Raw genomic sequence first — 21,880 nt, forward strand, 5'->3', positions numbered from 1 at the left:
TACCAGAAACCACATTAAGCTTCAGACTCTGCAATTGGGGTGTCATATAGACGCACAACAAGCTCCTGAAAATTGCTTCTCGCCTTGAAGTTTTTGTCTATCTTCTTTATATACTTCGTTGTAACCTCGGACTTTAGTGAAAAATCCTCATTAAAGTGTCGAATACCCAGTTTTAGAGTTTCCGGAAGATCCTTTCCGTATTCATTAATCAGCCCATCAAATGCATGATTCTTTCCAAGAAATGCCGATGTTGAACTGAGCAAAAACAGCTCTAATATTTCGGCCTCTGTCAAATCTTTACCCAGGCTGTCCAAAATAGATTCTTGAATAGCATCAGAAAAATATTCGTACCCATAAGCATTGCAAATGCCGTACGACAATATATAGATTAGTTGCATCGGCGGAAGGGACGACAATGGCGACTGTCCTGACAACCCTTCCTGCAACAGTTCCGCCGCCAGAGAGAAAGTCTTTTTAAGAGCAGAGCGGATATTTTGATATGGCGTCAAGTGCCCAGCCAATAAATATTGCGCCATTTGGAAAACTCGATAAATTCGCTGCTGAGTAGTCTTCGTCTCAACGCACGTCAATGCATCGATAAGCTCTGGACAATCTCTTTTCAAACCAACAAAGAAAAAGAAAACCGTACACCAATATGGGTCGTATACTTTTTCGGTAATTACAGCGGAGTTATCTTTCATCAACTTCTTTGCAGAAAAATACTCTGCAAATGTTCGATGCTTAAAATTAATCGTCAAATTTGCATTACTATAATTTACAATCTCCGTCTTGGACAAAAACTTCTCATATATAGACCCCGAGCAAATCTTCAAATTCCTCTCTTTTATATATTTATCAAAAAATCCTTGAGCCTCCTTAGAGGATATTTCAGTAAGCCCATTATCAATAACATAGGCTCCCAGATTGGTACAAACACTATCAATTACTTCATACTCTTTCTGAGATTGAAGCCCTTTGCTAATGTCCCACCTACCAAGCACTAACTCAGAGTATTTTGAGTATAGCTCCGTCATTGTGGATGGTAATTCAGTTGGATCTTCCTTCAATATTCTGGCGAGTAAAATTGCAGAAATTGGGGTTTTCGGAAGATTCCTAAACAGAACAGATCTTTCAATTCCCGCAGTGAGTCGCTCCACAGCAGCGGGATTGTCACACGCCTTCTCAATGAAAGTCAGAAGTTGTTTCGTTGAAAGTGGCATAACCTGAAAGCGTGTATAATTTTTCTCAATTTCGTTTTTCTCTTTAAGATCTTCAATTGGCCTGCTTGTCACCAAAATCTTTAGATTACTCTTTGATCGAGCAAACTGACTTATCTTCCGTAAACTCTCTAATTTCTCTTCTGACGATAGCTGTATTTCATCTAGGCCATCCAAAATAAGCAAATAGGTATGCTTATCCGGATCTGTATTCGAGTCTTCTACAGACTTATCAATAATTTCCGCGATTTTCTCTTTGTGAACATCAACGTAATCTTTGTAAGTCATACCAACTGGTACGATTTTCTCAAGATTTATAACATCTGGCGCTGTAACCCTCTCAATTGCACGCTTAACGAGATTCGACTTACCCGCGCCCATTAGGCCCTCAAGAAAAATCAAGGTTTCAGTCTTAATTGCCTCATGAATCGATGTTTGGTGTATTTTTGATAGGCGCCCTTGATCTGGCTTTACCTTGCTAGAAAGCTTTAATACTTTTTGCTCAATATTAATATTTTCTTGAAACTCAAGGATTGAAGAATTCTTAGTTATCTTCTCGGAGAATGCGCGCACCCTACGGATATACTCTCCAAGCTTTACGCTGATATCAGTCCAATACTCGGGATAGTACCTTTCTATTAAGCCAGTTACCTTTAATACATCAAAAAATGCTATACTGGTGTTTTTATACTTGAAATGAATTTTCTGCTGGGCGTTCTCAGTTATTGAGTCGTTTGATATGATCCAAATTTCGCTGATGAAGACCTTCTTTTTCCCGCTGTCGAATGTGCGCTCCATGCCACACTCTTCGATTTGACGCTCAATATCAGTTTGGTCCTGCTTTATTTTACCGACTTTTACGATCACGCCGATGTAAGTAGTCGAACTCAAAATCTCGTCAAATTTCTCGAGAACAAAATCGGCACCATTTTCATTAGGACCTTGTCTGTACTCGACATTTCTGATGTAAGGGATTCGCCCCAAAAGAACTTTCAGCAATGGATGGAAATCTTGAACCTCTCTTTCGAGCTTCTTAATTCTTTCTATCTTTTGAGCTTCCATTTTCTCTCCATGGCAGAAATTCCACGCTCGGCAAAGCCCCCCTGTGGTGCCTTAAGATCCATCGCGGGCCGACTTAACTTTAGATTGATTCCATTTCGCCATCAATAGATCTCCTACCCTCAATTTTTCATGAAGCACGAAATACTGTTAGGCATAGATCTCGAGCGATTTCAGCAGTGCCCGTAGGCTCCTGCCGGCCACGACAAGCGAGGATTATGCAGAGGCAAACGGAAGCCAGGTGTTGCTAGCTGCTTGAAACGCATATGAAATCTCTCGTCGTTCTATTACCTGCCTCAATATCTGCGCGAACAATCCCAAACTCGTGTCGAGTAGCTCAACACGCTCGCCATTCCCTGCCGTGGAAAAGACTTCCGCCATTGGCCCTAGCCGCACAACACATCGCTGGTGGCGGTAATCCAAGTGGAGGGTAGATATCGCGCCCCCCGAGTGAGCCGGGGGGGTTACCCTGGTCCTGGGTCATACACCGCGCCATGACTTCATGGCGCTCACGGACCAGCGCAGCAGCAGGGTGCAGAATGGCAGAGCGGTCATAAGCCGAGGTGACTGACCTGGTCTCGAAGCCCTTGCTGGCCGAAGCCGAGGCGCCGGTAGGCCTCAAACGGGAGCGCATGGTGAACTTCACGCTTAGTGATGAGGGCCAAGACGCCAGCGAATTTGGGCGCGTTGCTCGTGAAGACTTCTTCAATGACGGCGGCAGCTCGACCTCCTGATCCCTGGTGAGGCAGCCGCCCTAGCCAGCATTCACCATAGCGTTGCGTGATGGGCGACCATGCCAGCTTTCACTTTGTCCGGTAAATGAACTGGTCAAACATTGGTGCGGTGAAAGACGTCTCGTCATCATTCGGTCCCCAGAGCACCCCTTGGCAGATGAGGCTACGACGTAGCGGCTTCGCTGCTTCGCAAGACATGCCGAGCACTCTGGCAATTTCGCGTGCATGGTGGGGGGGCGTACCGAGCGTAGCCATGGCTCGTAAGTAGTGCTTCTCAGCCAGCGATGTCTGAGCCATGTCAGCCGTGAAGAAACGCTGATCCAATTCTGCTATGGCCCGAGGCGTCGCTATTCGCACAACTTCGGCAGTGAAGTGATTTCCTGTTGCGGCATCCCAAATGCTTTTCCCCCATTGCTGAATGAAGAAGGGGTACCCCTTGGTGAGATCGAGAACCAAATCGACAACAGACTCGTCGACAATGACCCCGTTGTCGTGGGCTGGCTTCAAAAATGCCGTCCGAGCGAGCTGCGGCTCGAGCGGCCCCAGCACCGGAAACTCGAAGAGCCTCTCTGCGTAGGGTTTGAGGTTGCCCGCCTTCCCTCTCAAACTCGGGTAGCCAGCGCCAATCAGAACGATCGGAAGTACCCGCTGCGCGGTTCGATGCATTGCTGCAATGAGTGCGCCCAGCTGATGATCGTCGAAGCGGTGCAGATCATCGATCAACATAACCAGAGGGACCTCGCCAAGGGATGCGGCAGTTCCAACCTGGACAAGCAAGTCCGTCAAATCAGCTTCCAAATTGCCGTTGTCCGCTAATCCAGGCTCTGGCTGGTAGTCACCGATGAAGGCGATACCTCCAGATGGCCCATCCAGCGTCTTTACGAAACCTGCCAACCCACGAAGGCCACGAGAAGCGCACTCCTTAGCTGACGCAATTCGTTCGAGCTTCAACAAAAAGGCCTGCAAGCCAGGGATGAGCAGTGCCGGGAGGTGCGTTGATTCACGAGACTCAACGTATACCGTAAAGACCTTTGACAACTCAGCATCGTCTTGAAGTTGGTTCAGCAACGTGGTTTTCCCCATGCCTCGCAAACCAACCGCAATGACGCCTTTAGCTGGCTTGCCCATGCGCAGGCGCTCTAGTGCAACACGAACGCCACTACGCAGGCCGTCAAGTCCGACGATTTCAGGCGGCTTGGCGCCGGCATATGGGGTATAGGGATTTCGAAGAGCATCCATAAGCGCTTGTAAATCGAACAGTTGATTAAGGATGGATAATTTCGGCGCAGACTACCGCTTAAGAATTTATGCGCGAACGCTATAATGCTGTCAATCAACGGCGAGATGGACAGCCGGGTAACCGAAACAACAATATTGCACACAATACTTCCAGTATTTTGCGGAGCGAAAATGGACAGAGTGATCGAAGCCGTTGTGTTTGACATTTACGGAACACTGTTGCAGCACGGAGAAGCCCGGCATCCTTTTCGCCAACTGATGAAACTACTGCGCAGTCGAGGCCGAAAACCACAACCTGACGATTCCAGAACGCTGATGACCAACAATGTAGGTCTCATCGGTGCCGCAGCCCTCTTTGACTGCCACTTGAATTATGAAGACCTGTCTGCACTTGAGCGGGACCTACATTTTGAACTTGCCAGCATCAGAGCATTTGAGGACGGATTGGTTGCGCTAAAGATGCTCCGAGAAGCAGGCTATAAACTCGCCGCTTGCTCCAATCTGGCTGCTCCATATGCGATTCCTGCCTATCTGTTGCTTCCGGAATTTGATGTTTACGCCTGGAGCTTTGAAATAGGCGCGATCAAGCCAGAACCATTGATCTATGAATATGTTGCGGATGCCCTAGATTGCGATCCGGGTTCAATTGCCATGGTCGGCGACACGTTTGAAGCGGATGTGTCTGGTCCAATCAGCGCTGGTATCAGTGGCTTCTTTTTGCAGCGCGGACTCGAAGGGACCAACTCCTCCTTTGGGTCCTTGGTGGATTTCGCTGAGCGGCTGATAGCAGCAGGTAACAGACCACCGAAGTGAAACTCAGGCCTCCTTTTCCCGTTTCACACCGTGGCCAATGGCCCCGTGCGATGCCTGTCGATGGCTGGGCTGATGTGCAGTTATTTTCGCAGTGCGAAAAATCATCCGAATGGGCAAATTGGCGGCGAAATCGTACCCACAGCTTGGCAATGCACATTTTCCGCTTCTTCAAAATCAGCGGCCGTTCCGTGGAAAGTGCCAAAAATGACACGGTTCGAAGAGACGAGCTTTATGCTCACCGTGCTTGACGGAGCCATGCCCTCGCTCGGCCCGAGGATTTCGAACGGACAGCCACGTCCCCTTCTCCGGTAACTTTGCCGGTAGACATTGAATGCGTTGCAGAAGGGCCCTTCTCCAAGGCAAGGCAGTAGTACGACCCAACCAATTTTTTTCGCACTGCGAAAAATTCAGCTAGCAAAATTCGTTCAAAGGGAAAGTAAGTTCCCTCCGCCTCAGATGACACAACGCGGCACATTGCAAAGAGGTGCTCGCACAAATCAGACTCTTCCTGCTGGTCGAGACCACCTTAACAAATAATCAATAACGCCTGCCATATGCGGCATGCCAGCAGCGGGCAACATCTGACAACCATAAAACTGGAAGCATGTGCGAGAGCCATCAGGTCTTCATTAAAGGGTGAGATGAAATGTCAGGCTGTCCGATTCAATGATATCCCATCCAGCGCCCATCGCTTCCGTCGAATAATCGATTCAATAATATCCCATCAAATATTATGCAGGAACAATAGGTGGGATGATTGGTCTATTATGTTTTATGCTAACGAAATGCACATGCAGCACAGAGATGTGGGGTATTCTTTTGGTCAACTGTTGGAGCAGCCGGCTTCATCGAGACGCAATGTCTCGTTAATTTAATTTTCAACTTTTAATCAAAAACAGACGCTAAGAACTTCATCGACTTAGTACTTAGATGGTGCTCATGGGCCAATTTAATGGCCCAACTCTGCCAGAGAAGACGAAGAGTCTGGGTGTCTGCCCAATGCAGGGGAATGTCGGATGGAGCTTGCATGGGCTACTGAGGATTTGGTGATCGCTGGGCAACCCTATCCGGGGTTCCCCATTCTGCTTTGGGACTCGATGGAGAGTTGCGTCCCGGTCAATCAATTCTTTCGTCACTACCTGCTTCGCGGAGTGATTGGCTCCAAGCGATCCTGGCCCAGCACCGGACGCGCCCTGTACGACTTCTTCAGCTTTCTCCAGGCCCATGAACTGGACTGGCGTGACGTTGATCGTGGCGAGGCCAAGAGCCTTGTTGCGGCCTATCGGGACTACTGCCAGGTGGCGTGCAAATTGGCACCCAACACCACCCACCAGCGCCTGTTTTACATCTGTGAGTTCTACAAATTCGCGCTGAAGGAAGGGTGGGTGAAGCGCCTGCCCTTCGCCTACGAGGAACGCAGCGTGAGGCGCGAAACAGGCTTCCTTGCACATATCGATGCCAGTGGCAGCAAAGCCATGGCAAATGATGTGATGCCGCGTAAACCCAAGATCCTGCCCAAGTTCCTGAGCATAGAAGAGGTAAAGGCGCTCCTGGCTGCAACGGAGAACCCCCATCACAGGATGATGATGCGCTTGGCGCTGTATACGGGCCTGCGCCGCGAGGAAATCGCTACCTTCCCGCTGGTCTACGTCTCTGACCCGGAAAAGGCAGTACGAACCGAGCGCAATCTCCGCATTCTCCTCGATCCGTACGACGGCAGCGGCATGGCGACCAAGGGCAGCAAGCCGCGAGAGATTTACGTAAGCCGTCAGTTTATGGCCGAACTCTACCGCTATGTGACGAAGGTACGCGGCGAGCGTGCCTCGCTGAGCAAAACCCCTCAAGGGACGCTATTGCTCAACCAGTCCGGGGAACCCTATGGCGAGGACGGCAAGAGCCTCAATCGGATTATCAGCGAGACGGGCAAGCGGGCCGGAATCAAAGTCCACACCCACATGCTCCGGCATACCTATGCCACCCATACCCTGGTCAACCTTCAGCGCAACCGTGCGAGCGGGATAGAACCCTTGGTGTTCGTACAGCGGCAACTCGGCCACAGTTCGATTCAGACGACCATGGTGTACCTGCACCTGATCAACGAAATGGCCGACGAAGCCGTGCTGGCCTATGACGACGAGTTGAACGCACTGGCGGGGGCGCCTTGATGGGCAAGCGCAAGGTATTTGCCAAGACCGATCTTAGTGTCCCGCAAGTCGAGTACCGCCACGACGTGGCAAGCAATGTGGTCATTCTGCCTGAGGCAATCCCGCCGACGAACACCAAAGTCGAGTTCGGGCGGAACACCTCTAGCTTACGGAGCTTCGACTTTGCCCGCTGGTACGGTGCCGGCATCGACCCGATTACCTACGCCTGCCAGCGCCAGATCGAGCGTTTTCTTGCCGGCCAGGACGGTGCCGTCACGACCACTACAGTGACTGGCTACTGCAGTGGACTACGCCATTTCCTCGACTGCTGTGTGCTGCGGGCGACGGCCTTCGGTCGTGACCTGACCCTAGCCGATGTAAACCGGAACCTGATCGACGGTTACCTCGGCAATCTGGCCGGAGTCGGCGTGGCGACTTCCGCTCAGAAGATTGTCTACACACATACCAAGTCTGTGCTGTACGCCCTAGGGCAGCGTGGACTGATTCTCCTGGCCACTTCCGGCGATGCGGCCACCTTCCCACGCAATCCCTTCCCGAATCTTCATCGCAAGGCCAAGGGCGAGACGGCGCTGTCCAAGCGCGAGCGACAGGCGTTCACCGTTGCGCTCAAGCAGGCAATCAAGCCAATCTGGGCCGACGATGCGCCTCTGACCCCCGATCTGCTTGCCTTCGCCCTGCTGGTCGTGGCGCTGCATACAGGACGCAATACCACGCCACTGCTGGAAATGGGCCGCAACTGCCTGTGCCCGCATCCCAAGGACAACACAATGTTCCTGATGCTGTGGAAGCGGCGCGGCTACAACACCAGCAAGGTGGCCCTGCGCGCCGAATCGGACGCCGAGCGCCTGCTGGAGTCCACACCGAGCGTGCGAACCAACGTGGAGCGCCTGATTCGCCGAATAATGGCCCTAACCGAGCCCCTCGTTGCTGAGGCCCCGGACGACCTCAAGGACCGTGTATGGTTGTATCGCAGTCGCGCCGGCAAGAGTTTCGGCCAAGTCACGACATTAAGCTCAAATACGTTGGCGTCGGCGATAAACCGTCTTGTAACCGAACATGGCCTGACTGACAGCGACGGAAATCCACTGCGCATCAACGTCTCGCGCCTGCGCAAAACCTTCGCCAACCGCATCTTCGAGCTGACCAATGGAGATTTGGCGACCACCGCCGCGGCCCTCGGCAATACCTTGCAGGTGGCCGACCAACACTACCTGGCGCCCGGCGAGAACGCCCGTCGCAACTGGCGATTCATGGGCGAGATCCTAGTGCAGGAGTTGCTGACCGAGACCATCGGTGCGACCCACAAGGACACCCCGATGGGCCACTGCGCCAACCCGGTGCACGGCCAGTACGCTCCGAAGCGCGAGGGCGCGACTTGCATGAACTTCATGAACTGCCTGCGCTGCAAGCACTACGCGGTGACCGCCGAGGATTTGTACAAGCTCTTCAGCTTCTACTTCCGCGTACTGGCCGAGCGCTCGCGCATGGACAAGCGCCGCTGGGCACGGGAGTACGCCCACATTCCCCGCTTGATCGACCACTACATTGTTGCCGAGGGGCTGCGACGCGGCGTCTTCAAGGTCGCAGCCATAGAGGCCGCTCGCGAGCGCGCCCGCACGCGCCCGCACCCGTTTTGGTCGGTTGATTTGATCGACAGCCTGGAGGTCTTTGCATGAGCGACAACACCCTGTCGGCGCTACACTGGGCAGTCGTTGCCGCCCAGCCGGAGGATGTGCGCGGGCTCCTCGAGTCCGAACGCGACGCCCTGATCATCAGCGCTACGCAGGTTGATGGGCACTGGGTCATCCTCAGTTGCTACGGCGACAACATCTGGCAACTCGACGGTTTCACCAGCAACGTACAGGCCAGCAAAAAGCGCCTGAGCTTCGGCACCGTGCCGCCAGCGTTTCGGATAGCAATGAAGGCAATGCTGTACCGTTACCTACGGCGTGGACGCCGCGGAGCGAGTCGGCCTAAAGGCAGTATCCTGCGACAAGTTTACTCCTGCGCACTGCCATTTCTGCGCCACCTGGAAGCGCTCAAGCTTGACCACTTTGGCGCAGTGACACCTTTGGTCTGCACTAGTTATTTGGTTGCCTGCAAGACGCACCGGCACAAGGGCAAACCGCTATCGCGGGAAACGCTACGTTACCGTTTCTACGCCGTCGAGGCGCTTCATGAACTCAGCCAGTACACCGATACCCCAATGCCACAGCATCCCTGGCCCGAGACTTCCGCGGGCGCGTTGGCGGGGCTTACCGGCCGTGGTGTTCAGGGCAACAAGACTCCGCTGCTCCCCGATGATGTGTTCTGCACCCTGTTCGAGCGGGCCTACCAGCAGGTTGAATGCGGCCAACATCTGCTTGATCGGCGCGATGCGCTGGATGCCCTCATAGCTCAGCGAAAGGACCAGCGAATGGGACAAAGTCCCAAGACTATTAATCGGGCCAAGAACCACCACCTGGACACCCTTGGTTGGATTGGCGGTGTGAGAGCATTCAACAAAGCGCTGATTGACCTGCGTACGGCTTGCTACATCGTCCTGGCCAGCACCTCCGGCTGTCGCAACCATGAACTAGCCGGCGTGCAATTGGGGGCACACCATCGCACTCAGGACGATGAGGGCAGCATCTACCACTGGATGCGCTCACGGTCGGAAAAGACTGATGCCGGTATCCATGACTGGATGATCCCCGAGGCCGCCGTGCGTGCCTTGCGTTTGATGGAACGCTGGGCCGCGCCCTTCCAGACCATAATTGCCGCCGAGATCGTGCTGCGCCGCCGGGCCAACCCGTTTGATCCGCAAATCGTCGAGGCGCATCAGCACCGCCATGCGATCTTTCTCGGAGTAGTTCTGAAAAAGCACAATCAGATACGCACGCTTTCCAACTCTACGTGGAACGGCCACCTCAAAGCATTCGCCAAGGATTGCGGGCTGAACTGGAATCTCGCCAGCCACCAGTTCCGCCGTAAGTTCGCCAATTATGCTGCGCACAGCCGCTTTGGTGACCTGCTCTACCTCAAGGAACATTACGCGCACTGGTCGCTGGACATGACCTTGGGCTATGCCATGGACGACAGTTGGGGGCAGTATCTCGATCTTGAGCTGTACACCGATATTCAGTTGGAGCTGGACGATATCAAGCTCGGTGTCGTCGATAACTGGTTGGGGGACGGCCCCCTGACCGGCGGCTATGGCCACGCACTCAAGCTGTGGCAGCGGGAGCCGCAGAACCTGCTGATCTTCAAAGATCGCGCCTCGATGCTGAAGTCCATTACCGAGAGTACCGCGATCCGCAGCAACGGCCATGCCTGGTGTACAGCGGACGATGGCGACTGTGTCGGTAATACCCTTGACCCCACACGTTGCGGCAACGGTTGCAGCAATGCCGTTATCGGACGCCCCCACACGCCCTTTTACAAACGACTCTACGAGGATCTGAAAGAGCTGCTGCATTGTCCGGACATTGGCGAGAGCGGTCGCCAACGCGTTGAGCGCGACATGAAACGCTGCCGTGACGTACTGGCCCAGCTGGGCATCGATCCAGAGATACTAATCGCATGAGGCCCAAGGAAAAGGCAGCCAAGTATAAGCCGGCCGAGCATCGTGAGAAGGATCTAAGACTCGCCCTCTTCCGCATCCAGCAGGGCCGTGCTCATACCGGAGCAACTAAAATTACCATCACTGCAATCGCCCGCGAGGCGGGCGTATCGACGGCGCTGATCCATAACCACTACCCAAATATTGCCGAGGCTATTCGCGAAGCTCAGGGGCGCTCCAGCCGCGCCATGCGTGATGTGAAGCACCAGGACTTGATTGCCGAGCGCAAGAAGTCCGCAGCCTACCGTCAGGAGATCAAGGAACTGCGGGCCAAGGTCGCCAATCTCGCATCATTAAACGAGGTGCTCTTGGACAAGAACCGTGTACTTAAGGCCAAGATGGACGACCGCAAGGTGGTCGATCTGGATGCTAGGAAGCCACATCGTTAGATTGATCCGCCTGGATGAGCAGCCACTCCCCTGTTTGCACCGCAGAAGCGCCAATAACGTTAGATTGGGTAAACTGTTGATTTACGGAAGATAAAACTACTCTAACAGTTAGGAAGGCTCCAGAATGATTGCCTCTATTTCAGCGCAGCCCACCACCCCGGCGCTGCGTGATGTGCCACTGCCCTACCCGGGCGGGCACCGGATGCAAGGAGATACACGATGTCTGCCGATCCCGTCACCCTGATGGTGGCCCGTCGCGTCGCCCGCGAGCGCTACCACGACTTCATGGCCTGGCTACGCGAAGGCGAGCAACTGGCCGCCGATTTTCCCGGTTATCTCGGCTCAGGCGTGCTCGCACCGCCGCCGGAAGATGACGAATTCCAGATGATCTTCCGCTTCGCCGATGAGCCGACCATGGCCGCCTGGGAGCACTCCGCCTCTCGCCGCGCCTGGCTTGCACGCGGCACCGGTCTGTTCGAGCAGCCCCACGAGCATCGCGCCCTGGGCCTGGACGCCTGGTTCGGCAAGGCCGAACAACGGCCACCGCGCTGGAAGCAGAGCGTGGCCATCTGGCTGGCCTTTTTCCCCGTCTCCCTGGCCTTCAACCTGTTGTTCGGCGGCTGGCTGGGCGACCTGCCGCTGGCCGTGCGGATACTGCTCAGCACCCTGGTGCTGACGCCGTTGATGACCTACTGGTTCATCCCGCTTTCAACCCGCCTGCTGGCGCCCTGGCTGCAGGGCGATCGCGCGGCCATGGCACGCAACCAGGCGGCGGTGCAGCCGCGCTGAAGCTTGCCGTCCGGGGATTTGTACAAGCCCCACCCCTGGTATAACGTGGCCGGCCATGGTCCTCAGATTTCGAGGCGTCGATGAGTCGACCCGCTGCCCCCATCCTGATCACCGGCGCCAGCCAGCGCGTCGGCCTCTACTGTGCCGAACGGCTGCTGGACGAGGGCCAGCCGGTGATCATCAGCTACCGCACCGAGCGCGACGGCGTGCAGCACCTGCGCGAACGCGGCGCCCTGGCGCTACAGGCGGACTTTTCCAGCGAAGCCGGCATCCTCGCCTTCATCACTGAACTCAAGGGCTGCACAGACAGCTTGCGTGCCATCGTCCACAATGCCTCGGACTGGCTGACCGAGGCTCCGGGGCATGAAGCCGAAGCCTTCCAGCGCATGTTCAGCGTGCACATGCTGGCGCCCTACCTGATCAACCTGCATTGCGAGGAACTGCTGCGTCGCAGCAGCCCGGCGGACATCATCCACCTCAGTGACGACGTGGCCCGCCGTGGCAGCGAGAAGCGCATCGCCTATTGCGCCAGCAAGGCCGGACTGGACAACCTCACGCTGTCCTTCGCCTCCCGCTTCGCCCCGCACATCAAGGTCAACGGCATCGCCCCGGCACTGGTGATGTTCAATGCCGACGACGACGACGCGTATCGCAAGAAGACCCTGGCAAAATCGGCGCTGGGTATCGAACCCGGTCCACAAGTGGTCTACCAGGGGCTGCGCTATCTCCTGGACAACCCCTACGTCACTGGAACGACACTGACCCTCAACGGCGGCCGCCATCTGAAATGAGGCGGCTGCAAGGACTGCCACCATGAGCGACGAGTTGTCCCGGCACTACCGGGAAATCCTGCTGGGCCTGGGCGAAGATCCGGACCGCGAGGGCCTGCGCGATACACCGGGACGCGCGGCCAAGGCCATGCGCTACCTCTGCCACGGCTACGAGCAGAGCCTGGAGGAGATCGTCAACGGCGCGCTGTTCGCCTCGGACAACGACGAGATGGTGACGGTCAAGGACATCGAGCTCTATTCCCTCTGCGAACACCACCTGCTGCCCTTCATCGGCAAGGCCCATGTGGCGTACATTCCCACCGGCAAAGTGCTGGGGCTGTCGAAGGTCGCGCGGATCGTCGACATGTTCGCCCGCCGCCTGCAGATCCAGGAGAACCTCACCCGCCAGATCGCCGATGCGCTGCAGCAGGTGACCGGTGCCGCCGGCGTCGCGGTGGTGATCGAGGCCAAGCACATGTGCATGATGATGCGCGGCGTGGAGAAACAGAACTCGGTGATGAGCACCTCGGTGATGCTGGGCGCCTTCAGGGAGTCCCAGAACACCCGCCACGAATTCCTGAAATTGATCAATCGGAGCAACTAGAGCATGCCGAGACTGGAGCCTGGAATGGCGCGAATCCGCGTCAAGGACCTGCGCCTGCGCACCTTCATCGGAATCAAGGAGGAGGAAATCCTCAACAAGCAGGATGTGCTGATCAACCTCACCATCCTCTACCCGGCCACTGAAGCGGTGCGCGACAACGACATCGACCACGCGCTGAACTACCGCACCATCACCAAGGCGATCATCCGTCACGTCGAAGAAAACCGCTTCGCCCTGCTGGAGCGCCTGACCCAGGAAATCCTCGACCTGGTCATGGCCAACCCCAGCGTGCGCTATGCCGAAGTCGAAGTGGACAAGCCCCACGCGTTGCGCTTCGCCGAGTCGGTATCGATCACCCTGTCCAGCCACCGATGAGTCTGTGAACAGACCTGTTTGCCGGTGCCACGGAGGGCTCTTATCATGCCGGCCACTCCCTCCCGAAAGCCCCAGGAGAATCCTGCCATGACCGAGCAAGAACGCCTTGAACTCGAAGCCGCCGCCTTCCGCAGTCTGGTTCAACACCTGCGCAGCCGCCCCGATGTCCAGAACATCGACCTGATGAACCTCGCCGGCTTCTGCCGCAACTGCCTGTCGAAGTGGTACAAGGCCGCCGCCGACGACCTGGGCCTGGAAGTCACTCCGGACCAGGCGCGCGAAGAGATCTACGGCATGTCCTACGCGGACTGGAAAGCCAAGTACCAGAAAGAAGCCAGTGCCGAGCAGCAAGCGGCCTTCAACAAAGCGAACAAAGAATGAGCAACCTGAACGACTTCCGCGCCCGCCTGCACAGCGACCAGCACGTCTTCGCCGACACCCTGGCCTTCATCGCAGAGGGCTACGACTACCAGCAGAGCGCCTTCAGCAATGGTCCGGTGGAAAACGCCGCCGGCCAGAACGAAGGCTCCTGCAAGACCCTCGGCCTCGCGCTGCTGGAAGGCTTCAGCCTGGAAGAAACCCTGCTGGCCTTCGGCGAGCACTACCGTGCCGTGCTGGCCACTCCTGAAGGCAGCGACCACGGCAATATCCGCGCCCTGATAAATACCGGCCTGGCGGGCGTGCGCTTCGAGCGCCAGTCGCTGCAACGCAAGGCCTGACTCCCCTCGCCGCCCCGTCCGGGGCGGCTTTCTTACGCTTTGGCTTCCGCTTTCTGTCAGCAATGGCTGACATCAATCTTCCTCTCAAACGCGTAGGATTCTCATCAGATAGCTGTGGCGCAAGCGCAATCCCCACAGGAAAAAGCATCACCTTCTCTGACGGAGCGCTCGGATGCAGCAAACCCTCGTGTGGAAACCCCTGACGACGGCCGGCGTGGAAAGCCTGCGTCTGTCCATGGATGAAACCGGTATCCATGCCAGCAGCCACCTGCTGCAGAACCGCAACGGCCACAGCATTGCCGCCACCTACGTACTGGACAGCGACCCGCGCTGGCGCTTCCGTCACCTCTGGCTGAAAGTGGAAAACCAGGGCTCGCGCAGCCTGCGCCTGAGCCGTGACATCCGAGGCCGCTGGCTGCTCGACGGCCAGCACCGCCGCGATCTCGACCCATGCCAGTTGGTGATGCTCTCCGGCACCCCCTTCACCCACACGCCGGCGCTGCATCGCTGCGACCTGGGAACGGGCCAGAGCGAGCAGCTGCATGTGGCCTACATCGACCTGTCGAGCATGCGCGTCGAAGCCCGCCGCATGCGCTACCAATGCCTGCGCCAACAGCCCCAGCAAAGCCTGTATCGCTGCGAGGCGGAAGGCCGTAAGGCGATCGAACTGACCGTGGACCGGCAAGCCCTGCTGGTGGAAGCCCAGGGGCTGTACCAGCGCATGAGTGCGCGGACGCTGTCGTTGAATACATGGGCCTGACGCCTGGCGGAGCCATGCCCGCCCCTGTAGGGGCGAATTCATTTGAGCTTGGGAACCCCGGATGAAGCCGATCGGGTAGGGTGCGCCGTGCGCACCGGCGGTTTGACCTGGCGCCGAAGCTGATCCGGAGGTCGGTGCGCACAGCGCACCCTACGGTCCAGACCGAGTTAAAGCGATCGACCCTGAAAGTGGGCCAGAGGCAAAAGAAAAAGCCCCGCATTCGCGGGGCTTTTTCTCATCAGGCTGAATCTTATTGCGCGTCGAGGTAACGCTCGACGTCCAGGGCGGCCATGCAGCCGGCGCCGGCCGAGGTGATGGCCTGGCGATAGACATGGTCGGCCACATCGCCGGCCGCGAACACGCCGGGGATATTGGTGGCGGTGGCGTTGCCGTCACGGCCGCCGTTGACCACAAGGTAGCCGTCCTTGAGCGTCAGCTGGCCTTCGAACAACGAAGTGTTCGGGGTGTGGCCGATGGCGATGAACAGACCGTCCACCTTCAGCTCGTCAGTGCCGCCATCGTTGCGCTTGAGGCGCACGCCGGTGACTCCCATGGCATCACCCAACACTTCGTCCACTTCGGCATTCAACTTGAGCTCGATCTTGCCTTCGGCGATGCGCGCCTTCAGCTTGTCCTGGAGAATCTTCTCGGCACGGAAGGTCTCGCGGCGATGCACCAGGGTCACCTTGCTGGCGATGTTGGCCAGGTACAGCGCCTCTTCCACGGCGGTATTGCCGCCACCCACCACCGCCACTTCGCGGTTGCGATAGAAGAAACCATCGCAGGTGGCGCAGGCGGAAACGCCCTTGCCCATGAACGCCTCTTCCGAGGGCAGACCCAGGTAACGGGCGCTGGCGCCGGTGGCGATAATCAGGGCATCGCAGGTGTAGGTGCCGCTGTCACCGACCAGGGTGAAGGGCTTGCCGGCCAGGTCCACGGCATTGATGTGGTCGAAGACGATCTCGGTCTCGAAGCGCTCGGCGTGTTCCTGCATGCGCTGCATCAGCGCCGGGCCGGTCAGGCCGTGGGGGTCGCCCGGCCAGTTGTCGACTTCGGTGGTGGTGGTCAGCTGCCCGCCCGCCTGCATGCCGGTGATCAGCAGCGGCTTGAGGTTGGCGCGGGCGGCGTAGACAGCCGCGGAGTAACCGGCAGGGCCGGAACCGAGGATGATGACCCGCGAATGACGTGCTTCGGACATGGCTGACTCCCGCCCAGCTGGGCATAAAAAGGGGCCGCTGCGGCACTTGGGGAAGGCTTTGGATGCAGTGGCCCCGTTGAACCGGGTCTGGCCACGACCGATTAGAGATCAGCGATTGGCCAGGAATGGGCGCAAGCTTACCGAGCGCCCTTCGATAGCGGAAATACCCGCTCTCAATCCACGCCATAGGACGCAGCTATTTGCATAACGGCGAGCAAATTTGTTCCGAGCTTTTTCCGGGCTTTCCACGGCGCCGGCAAAGCCGTTAAGGTCGGCGCGTTTGCAACCTTGGGGAACCACCATGCCTGCACCCGCACTATCCGGGCCGCAATACCTGGGCGAAGGACTGAAGCTTATCCTGAGCCCCGGGCTGCGGCTGTTCGTCCTGCTGCCACTGAGCGTGAACCTGCTGCTGTTCGCCGGACTGATCGGCTTCGCCGTAGGGGAATTCAGTGGCTGGGTCGATGCCTTCATGCCCAGCCTTCCGGACTGGCTGAGCTTCCTCCAGTACCTGATCTGGCCGCTCTTCGTGCTGCTGGTACTGGTGCTGGTGTTCTTCAGCTTCACCATGCTGGCCAATATCATCGCCGCGCCGTTCAACGGCTTCCTCGCGGAAAAGGTGGAAGTGGTCGTTCGCGGCCAGGATGACTTCCCGGCCTTCAGTTGGGGCGAGCTGATGGCGATGATCCCGCGCACCATGGGCCGTGAGCTGCGCAAGCTGGCCTACTTCCTCCCGCGTGCCGGAGCCCTGCTGATCCTGTCCTTCATTCCGGGCGTGAACCTGCTGGCCGCGCCGCTGTGGATCGTTTTCGGCGTCTGGATGATGGCGGTGCAGTACATCGACTACCCGGCGGACAACCACAAGCTGGGCTGGAACGAGATGCTCGCCTGGCTGCGCGAAAAGCGCTGGCAGAGCCTGGGATTTGGCGGCACCACCTACCTCGCGCTGATGATTCCCTTCGTGAACATCCTGATGATGCCCGCTGCTGTCGCTGGCGCGACGCTGTTCTGGGTACGCGAGGGCGGCGACAAAGCGCTGGTGAAGTAAGGCAGCGGCTCGATCACCGCGAGTCGCGGCAAGGTACCCAGTGAAACCCGTGGGCACCCTGCCGGGGATGGGGCTATGAGCTCCGTTCGGGGGTGCAGGAAAGCCTGGAATTCGTGCTCCGACCTATTGGCCGGCTGTCCACGATAATCAGCGCGCTGGCGCCCGGTTCGAGCCGCACTCGCTTGCCCGCCGGGCGCATGGCGTCGGCCACTCCCGGTACAACCTCGCACTGGGCCGCTTGCGCACCGCGGTTGGTGAGTTTGAGAATCTGACTGGCGCCCCGGCTGATGGCAGAAGCTTCGACGTTGTGGATCAACGGCGCACTCAGCATCAGGTCGATATCAAGGCCGTTCAGTTCGGCCTCCATCCTGGCGTCGGCGAATGCCATCAGCGGCAGGCAGGCCGCGAAGCCGCTTATAAGGAGCACTTTGTTCATCTCGAACCTCCGGGAGATTCAGAGTGAGCCTCTAGCTGGTCGTAGAGGCGGGGGCGCCCAGCCTCGGAACGTGAAAAGTCCGTCGGCTGGATCGATCCGCCGCCGGTGAGGGTCCGGCGCAGATGCATTGCCCATCACGTCAGGAGGGACGTGCTCACTGCCGGGCCATCCGCTGGCCTGTGCCTGGAATCAAAGGATTACGGGGCCCCCCGGCATGAGGGATATGCCCTGACAAGTCTAGGAGGGTCCCGCGAAGCACCCGGTAGCGGGCGACAGGCGTCCCTTCAGGCGGGTCCCTACCGCCCCTGAACTGCCCCCGGAGGCCACGTCATTCATCGGTCATCCAGCTGTCACACGGGCTACATCGCCGGCAACGACACTGCCTGCATGACCATAGCGCCCCTGTACATCTCGCTGATCAGCGAAACCTTCCTGCCCGAAGTCAACGGCGTGGCCAATACCCTTGGCCGCCTCTGTGATGGCCTGCGCGTCGCCGGACACCGGCTGCAGCTGGTGCGTCCGCGCCAGTCCTGCGACCAGGGCCGCCGGAGCGACGATGAGCTGCTGCTGATCCGCGGCTGGCCGCTGCCGGGCTACCCCGGTTTGCAATGGGGCCAGTCCTGCCTGCACAAACTGTTGCGCCGCTGGCGCCAGCGCAAGCCGGATGTGCTCTACATCGCCACCGAGGGGCCGCTGGGCTTCTCCGCCCTGCGTGCTGCCCGGCGCCTGGGGATTCCCGTGGTCAGTGGCTTCCACACCAACTTCCAGCAGTACACCGGCCACTACGGCGCGGGCCTGCTGACCCGCTTGCTGACCAACTACCTGCGCTGGTTCCACAACGCCACGCGGCTGACCCTGGTGCCCAGCGTGAGCCAGTTGCAGGACCTCACCCGGCGCGGCTTCGAGCGCCTGCAACTGCTGTCGCGAGGTGTGGACGGCCAGCTGTTCAACCCAGCCCGCCGCTGCCCGGAACTGCGCGCAGAGTGGGGCGTGGGTGAGCAGGAGATCGCCGTGATCCATGTCGGGCGGCTGGCTGCGGAGAAGAACCTTGGCCTGCTCGGCGAGACCTTCCAGCGCCTGCAGCAACGTTATCCACAGCTGCGACTGAAGCTGGTGGTGGTGGGCGACGGTCCGCAACGCACGGCTCTGCAACGCGCGCTACCGGACGCCATCTTCTGTGGCGTGCAACGCGGCGAGGAGCTGGCCCGGCACTATGCATCCGGTGACCTGTTCCTCTTCCCGAGCCTGTCGGAAACCTTCGGCAACGTGGTGCTGGAAGCCCTGGCTTCCGGGCTGGCGGTGGTCGCCTTCGACCAGGCGGCCGCAGCCCAGCACATTCGCCATGGGCACAACGGTGCACTGGCCTTGCCGGACGAGCCGAGCAGCTTCGTCGAGGCTGCCACCTGGCTGCTGGAAGACCCGGAGTGCCTGCGTCGCGTACGCCTCAACGCGCGCATGCATGCCGGCCGTCAGGGCTGGGAGGCCATCGTCCAGCAGTTCGAGCAGTACCTGTTACATGCACGCCGTCCGGAGTTGGAAGTCCCGGCCGGCAGCGGCCTGCCGCCGCAGGCCTAGGAGAACGCAGCCGGTGGCGCGGCGAAGGCCAGGCTCAGTGCACCTCGTCCCAGGTTGATCGCCCCGGTAGGGCTCAGCATCGCCAGATGCAGGGCAACTCCGCGCTCGACACAGGCTGCCTCCAGTTCGGCGAAGCCTGGCAGATCACGTACCAGCGACAGTTCCCCGGCATAGCTGATGCACAGCTGCGGTGCCAGCAGCTCACCCGCCAATACCCGCGATCTCGCGTGAGCCAGCAGCTTTTCCGCCGCCTTGTCGAAGCTGGGGGCCAGTGACACAGGCTTGTCCTCGCCCTGCTGCACGCTAATCACCGGTTTCACATCCAGCAGCGAACCCAGCCCCAATGCCGCACCTCGCAGGTGATCGAGCAGGCCGCTGCGCTCGCCTTTCTGGAATCCGCGTTGGCGCAGATGACCCAGATCGTCCGGCAGGAGAAAGGTGCAGACCTGGCCCGCCAACTGCTCCAGCCGCGCGCGCACGGCATTGGGATGGGCACCATCGCCGATCAGTCGCACCGCCTCGGCGGCCAGCACAGCGGTGCCGGCGAAGATATTGCCGCCGTCCACCACCCGCATCGCGAAATGCCCGGCCACGCCAGCCGCCGAACGACGGTCGCGATAGCGCTGGAGCAGGCCGAAGGAGGCCTGGGTGGCGTGCTCGAAGATCGCGCTGCGCTGGGCGGAAATCGTCAGGCAGATCACATGGTCGAAACGGGTGACCAGCTCTTCCAGGAACCACTCCTGCATCTCCACCACTTGCAGCGGCTCGCTGCGATCGCCCGCGCCAACCTTGGGCAGCAACTCGCGGTAGAAGGCCTGAGTCGCCTGGGGCACCCGGCGATCCACCAGGGAATGCTCACCCAGCCGGATGCGAATGGGCAGCACCGGGATGCGGTGTGCGAGGAGAAAATCCTGGGGCAGGTCGCAGGTGGCATCCACTACCAGGCCAATGCGCATGGTGACTCCTTCGGCCGGTGTGCCGGCGCTTGTTGTGGTGCGCGCACAGTGACCGCGGGAGGACGGGATGTCAGCCCAACTGAAAGAGGGTTTGGTGGAAGTCTGAGTGGCGGATGCTGCCCTCACCCCAGCCCTCTCCCAGAGGGAGAGGGGGCCTTCCGTGCAGGATGGATGCCGCGTGCCAGGCGCGAGTCACCCCTCTACCGCTTGCGGGAGAGGGGCCGGGGGTGAGGGGGCAATGGGGCAGGCAGTAGCTCCATCCGGGCAAAAAAAGCCCCGCCTAAGCGGGGCTTCTTCATTCCAGTGCCTTACACCAGGCTACCCAGCGCATCCCGGCTGAATGGCAGGATGTCCTGCATGCGGCCTTCACGCACCTTCACTGCCCAGTCCGGGTCCACCAGCAGGGCGCGGCCCACGGCGACCAGGTCGAACTCTTCCTTGTTCAGGCGCTCCAGCAGGCCTTCGATATTGGCCGGCTGGGCGACCTTGTCGGTCTTGACCATGAACTGCAGGAACTCGCCATCCAGGCCGACGCTGCCGACGGTGATGGTGGGCTTGCCGGTGAGCTGGCGGGTCCAGCCGGCCAGGTTGAGTTCGGAGCCTTCGAATTCCGGCTCCCAGAAGCGGCGGGTCGAGCAGTGGAAGATATCCACACCGGCGTCGGACAGCGGCTTGAGGAAATCAGCCAGGGCTTCGGATGTGGTCACCAGGCGCGCGGTGTAGTCCTGCTGCTTCCACTGGGAGTAGCGGAAGATGATCGGGTAGTCCGGGCCAACGGCGGCGCGGATGGCCTGGATCACTTCGATGGCGAAGCGCGAGCGGTTGGCCAGGCTGCCACCGTATTCGTCGGTGCGCTGGTTAGTGCCTTCCCAGAAGAACTGGTCGATCAGGTAACCGTGGGCGCCATGGATTTCCACGCCGTCCATGCCGATGGCCTGGGCGTCGCGCGCGGCCTGGGCGTAGGCGGCGACCACTTCCTGGATGTCGTCTTTGGTCATGCCGTGGACGACCACTTGGCCGTCCTTCACTTTTTCCGTCGGGCCGTAGCCGGGAACGCTGGCGTCCGGCTCGGTGCCCAGGCGACGCACGTTGCCCACGTGCCAGAGTTGCGGAACGATGCGGCCGCCTTCGGCGTGTACCGCATCCACCACTTCCTTCCAGCCGGCCAGGGCGTCTTCACCGAAGAAGCGCGGTACATGGGGGTAGCCGTTGGAGGCCTTGTGACCGATGGTGGTGCCCTCGGTGATGATCAGGCCGACACCCGCAGCGGCGCGGCGACGGTAGTACTCCACCACCTTGGCGTTGGGCACGCCGCCCGGCGAGAAGGAGCGGGTCATGGGTGCCATCACCACACGGGTGGGCAGTTCCAGGCCGCCGAGGCGGAAGGGTTCGAAGAGGGCTTTTACGGGAGCGGTCATGGGTTCTCCTGTGGC

21 protein-coding genes are annotated in these 21,880 nt (G+C 58.8%); 15 read left to right on the top strand and 6 right to left on the bottom strand.

Annotated elements, in window-relative coordinates; translation table 11 throughout:
• Positions 1-14 precede the first annotated feature (14 nt).
• Entirely contained in the window at positions 15-2,279 is a 2,265-nt protein-coding gene (locus tag MnOB_RS19450; RefSeq protein ID WP_077525879.1) for an NACHT domain-containing protein, read from the bottom strand.
• Positions 2,280-2,839: 560 nt separating this feature from the next.
• On the opposite strand from MnOB_RS19450, the gene MnOB_RS28885 reads away from it, so the two are divergent.
• Positions 2,840-3,010 (top strand): hypothetical protein, encoded by a 171-nt coding sequence (locus tag MnOB_RS28885; RefSeq protein WP_158713835.1) that lies wholly within the window; start codon positions 2,840-2,842, stop codon positions 3,008-3,010.
• Between the two features lie 69 nt (positions 3,011-3,079).
• Here the strand turns inward: MnOB_RS28885 and MnOB_RS19455 are convergent, their stop codons facing one another.
• Positions 3,080-4,249: an ATP-binding protein gene (locus MnOB_RS19455; RefSeq protein ID WP_077525880.1), complete on the bottom strand. Its 1,170-nt coding sequence runs from the start codon at positions 4,247-4,249 to the stop codon at positions 3,080-3,082.
• A 171-nt stretch (positions 4,250-4,420) separates the two neighbouring features.
• Here MnOB_RS19455 and MnOB_RS19460 point away from each other — a divergent pair, with 171 nt between their 5' ends.
• From MnOB_RS19460 to MnOB_RS19515, 12 genes are all read left to right on the top strand, one after another.
• The gene (locus MnOB_RS19460) at positions 4,421-5,062 is read left to right on the top strand and encodes an HAD family hydrolase (protein ID WP_234358294.1); all 642 of its coding nucleotides are present in this window, start codon (positions 4,421-4,423) and stop codon (positions 5,060-5,062) included.
• A gap of 1,016 nt (positions 5,063-6,078) precedes the next feature.
• Positions 6,079-7,227, top strand: a complete 1,149-nt coding sequence (locus tag MnOB_RS19465) for a tyrosine-type recombinase/integrase (protein WP_077525881.1) — start codon at positions 6,079-6,081, stop codon at positions 7,225-7,227.
• Positions 7,227-8,903, top strand: a complete 1,677-nt coding sequence (locus MnOB_RS19470) for a hypothetical protein (RefSeq protein WP_077525882.1) — start codon at positions 7,227-7,229, stop codon at positions 8,901-8,903. Before MnOB_RS19465 ends, MnOB_RS19470 begins: the two co-directional genes overlap by 1 nt.
• A complete protein-coding gene (locus MnOB_RS19475; protein WP_077525883.1) occupies positions 8,900-10,792 on the top strand; it encodes a site-specific integrase in 1,893 nt (630 codons plus the stop codon). The genes MnOB_RS19470 and MnOB_RS19475 overlap by 4 nt, the downstream gene beginning before the upstream one ends.
• Positions 10,789-11,217 carry a TetR family transcriptional regulator gene (locus MnOB_RS19480; RefSeq protein ID WP_077525884.1) on the top strand — a complete coding sequence of 143 codons (429 nt, stop codon included), beginning with the start codon at positions 10,789-10,791 and terminating at the stop codon, positions 11,215-11,217. Before MnOB_RS19475 ends, MnOB_RS19480 begins: the two co-directional genes overlap by 4 nt.
• 219 nt (positions 11,218-11,436) lie before the next feature.
• The gene (locus MnOB_RS19485) at positions 11,437-12,006 is read left to right on the top strand and encodes an antibiotic biosynthesis monooxygenase (RefSeq protein WP_077525885.1); all 570 of its coding nucleotides are present in this window, start codon (positions 11,437-11,439) and stop codon (positions 12,004-12,006) included.
• Between the two features lie 80 nt (positions 12,007-12,086).
• Positions 12,087-12,797: a dihydromonapterin reductase gene (gene folM / locus MnOB_RS19490; RefSeq protein WP_077525886.1), complete on the top strand. Its 711-nt coding sequence runs from the start codon at positions 12,087-12,089 to the stop codon at positions 12,795-12,797.
• Positions 12,798-12,819: 22 nt separating this feature from the next.
• Entirely contained in the window at positions 12,820-13,380 is a 561-nt protein-coding gene (gene folE / locus MnOB_RS19495) for a GTP cyclohydrolase I FolE (RefSeq protein WP_077525887.1), read from the top strand.
• A gap of 3 nt (positions 13,381-13,383) precedes the next feature.
• Entirely contained in the window at positions 13,384-13,755 is a 372-nt protein-coding gene (folX, locus tag MnOB_RS19500; RefSeq protein WP_077525888.1) for a dihydroneopterin triphosphate 2'-epimerase, read from the top strand.
• A gap of 87 nt (positions 13,756-13,842) precedes the next feature.
• Entirely contained in the window at positions 13,843-14,136 is a 294-nt protein-coding gene (locus MnOB_RS19505) for a DUF1244 domain-containing protein (protein ID WP_077525889.1), read from the top strand.
• Positions 14,133-14,474 carry a HopJ type III effector protein gene (locus MnOB_RS19510; RefSeq protein ID WP_077525890.1) on the top strand — a complete coding sequence of 114 codons (342 nt, stop codon included), beginning with the start codon at positions 14,133-14,135 and terminating at the stop codon, positions 14,472-14,474. Before MnOB_RS19505 ends, MnOB_RS19510 begins: the two co-directional genes overlap by 4 nt.
• Positions 14,475-14,646: 172 nt before the next feature.
• Positions 14,647-15,234 carry a putative glycolipid-binding domain-containing protein gene (locus tag MnOB_RS19515; protein WP_077525891.1) on the top strand — a complete coding sequence of 196 codons (588 nt, stop codon included), beginning with the start codon at positions 14,647-14,649 and terminating at the stop codon, positions 15,232-15,234.
• A gap of 250 nt (positions 15,235-15,484) precedes the next feature.
• Here MnOB_RS19515 and trxB read toward each other — a convergent pair whose 3' ends face one another.
• Positions 15,485-16,432: a thioredoxin-disulfide reductase gene (gene trxB / locus MnOB_RS19520; protein ID WP_077525892.1), complete on the bottom strand. Its 948-nt coding sequence runs from the start codon at positions 16,430-16,432 to the stop codon at positions 15,485-15,487.
• 301 nt (positions 16,433-16,733) lie between these two features.
• Here trxB and cysZ point away from each other — a divergent pair, with 301 nt between their 5' ends.
• The gene (gene cysZ, locus MnOB_RS19525) at positions 16,734-17,480 is read left to right on the top strand and encodes a sulfate transporter CysZ (protein ID WP_077525893.1); all 747 of its coding nucleotides are present in this window, start codon (positions 16,734-16,736) and stop codon (positions 17,478-17,480) included.
• Positions 17,481-17,553: 73 nt separating this feature from the next.
• On the opposite strand, the gene MnOB_RS19530 is transcribed toward cysZ, so the two are convergent.
• Complete coding sequence (locus MnOB_RS19530; RefSeq protein ID WP_077525894.1) at positions 17,554-17,916, bottom strand: hypothetical protein; 363 nt, start codon at positions 17,914-17,916, stop codon at positions 17,554-17,556.
• A 363-nt stretch (positions 17,917-18,279) separates the two neighbouring features.
• On the opposite strand from MnOB_RS19530, the gene MnOB_RS19535 reads away from it, so the two are divergent.
• A complete protein-coding gene (locus tag MnOB_RS19535; RefSeq protein WP_077525895.1) occupies positions 18,280-19,491 on the top strand; it encodes a glycosyltransferase family 4 protein in 1,212 nt (403 codons plus the stop codon).
• Here the strand turns inward: MnOB_RS19535 and MnOB_RS19540 are convergent.
• Both MnOB_RS19540 and MnOB_RS19545 read right to left on the bottom strand, forming a co-directional pair.
• Positions 19,488-20,447, bottom strand: coding sequence for a DegV family protein (locus MnOB_RS19540; protein ID WP_077525896.1), 960 nt, complete (start codon positions 20,445-20,447; stop codon positions 19,488-19,490). The genes MnOB_RS19535 and MnOB_RS19540 overlap by 4 nt on opposite strands.
• 308 nt (positions 20,448-20,755) lie before the next feature.
• Positions 20,756-21,865, bottom strand: a complete 1,110-nt coding sequence (locus MnOB_RS19545) for an NADH:flavin oxidoreductase (RefSeq protein WP_077525897.1) — start codon at positions 21,863-21,865, stop codon at positions 20,756-20,758.
• Between the last annotated feature and the right edge of the window lie 15 nt (positions 21,866-21,880).

Origin of the sequence: Metapseudomonas resinovorans (assembly GCF_002003485.1) — a bacterium.
Lineage (GTDB): Bacteria > Pseudomonadota > Gammaproteobacteria > Pseudomonadales > Pseudomonadaceae > Metapseudomonas > Metapseudomonas resinovorans_D.

What these genes read in the sequence shown, in the direction of transcription:
- MnOB_RS19465 (WP_077525881.1), top strand. Translation starts at nt 6,079, where the DNA reads ATGGAGCTTGCATGGGCTACTGAGGATTTGGTGATCGCTGGGCAACCC.
- folX (WP_077525888.1), top strand. Translation starts at nt 13,384, where the DNA reads ATGCCGAGACTGGAGCCTGGAATGGCGCGAATCCGCGTCAAGGACCTG.
- folM (WP_077525886.1), top strand. Translation starts at nt 12,087, where the DNA reads ATGAGTCGACCCGCTGCCCCCATCCTGATCACCGGCGCCAGCCAGCGC.
- trxB (WP_077525892.1), bottom strand. Translation starts at nt 16,432, where the DNA reads ATGTCCGAAGCACGTCATTCGCGGGTCATCATCCTCGGTTCCGGCCCT.
- MnOB_RS19510 (WP_077525890.1), top strand. Translation starts at nt 14,133, where the DNA reads ATGAGCAACCTGAACGACTTCCGCGCCCGCCTGCACAGCGACCAGCAC.
- MnOB_RS19530 (WP_077525894.1), bottom strand. Translation starts at nt 17,916, where the DNA reads ATGAACAAAGTGCTCCTTATAAGCGGCTTCGCGGCCTGCCTGCCGCTG.
- MnOB_RS19485 (WP_077525885.1), top strand. Translation starts at nt 11,437, where the DNA reads ATGTCTGCCGATCCCGTCACCCTGATGGTGGCCCGTCGCGTCGCCCGC.
- MnOB_RS19515 (WP_077525891.1), top strand. Translation starts at nt 14,647, where the DNA reads ATGCAGCAAACCCTCGTGTGGAAACCCCTGACGACGGCCGGCGTGGAA.
- MnOB_RS19475 (WP_077525883.1), top strand. Translation starts at nt 8,900, where the DNA reads ATGAGCGACAACACCCTGTCGGCGCTACACTGGGCAGTCGTTGCCGCC.
- MnOB_RS19455 (WP_077525880.1), bottom strand. Translation starts at nt 4,249, where the DNA reads ATGGATGCTCTTCGAAATCCCTATACCCCATATGCCGGCGCCAAGCCG.
- MnOB_RS19460 (WP_234358294.1), top strand. Translation starts at nt 4,421, where the DNA reads ATGGACAGAGTGATCGAAGCCGTTGTGTTTGACATTTACGGAACACTG.
- folE (WP_077525887.1), top strand. Translation starts at nt 12,820, where the DNA reads ATGAGCGACGAGTTGTCCCGGCACTACCGGGAAATCCTGCTGGGCCTG.
- MnOB_RS19540 (WP_077525896.1), bottom strand. Translation starts at nt 20,447, where the DNA reads ATGCGCATTGGCCTGGTAGTGGATGCCACCTGCGACCTGCCCCAGGAT.
- MnOB_RS19545 (WP_077525897.1), bottom strand. Translation starts at nt 21,865, where the DNA reads ATGACCGCTCCCGTAAAAGCCCTCTTCGAACCCTTCCGCCTCGGCGGC.
- MnOB_RS19480 (WP_077525884.1), top strand. Translation starts at nt 10,789, where the DNA reads ATGAGGCCCAAGGAAAAGGCAGCCAAGTATAAGCCGGCCGAGCATCGT.
- MnOB_RS19470 (WP_077525882.1), top strand. Translation starts at nt 7,227, where the DNA reads ATGGGCAAGCGCAAGGTATTTGCCAAGACCGATCTTAGTGTCCCGCAA.
- cysZ (WP_077525893.1), top strand. Translation starts at nt 16,734, where the DNA reads ATGCCTGCACCCGCACTATCCGGGCCGCAATACCTGGGCGAAGGACTG.
- MnOB_RS19450 (WP_077525879.1), bottom strand. Translation starts at nt 2,279, where the DNA reads ATGGAAGCTCAAAAGATAGAAAGAATTAAGAAGCTCGAAAGAGAGGTT.
- MnOB_RS19505 (WP_077525889.1), top strand. Translation starts at nt 13,843, where the DNA reads ATGACCGAGCAAGAACGCCTTGAACTCGAAGCCGCCGCCTTCCGCAGT.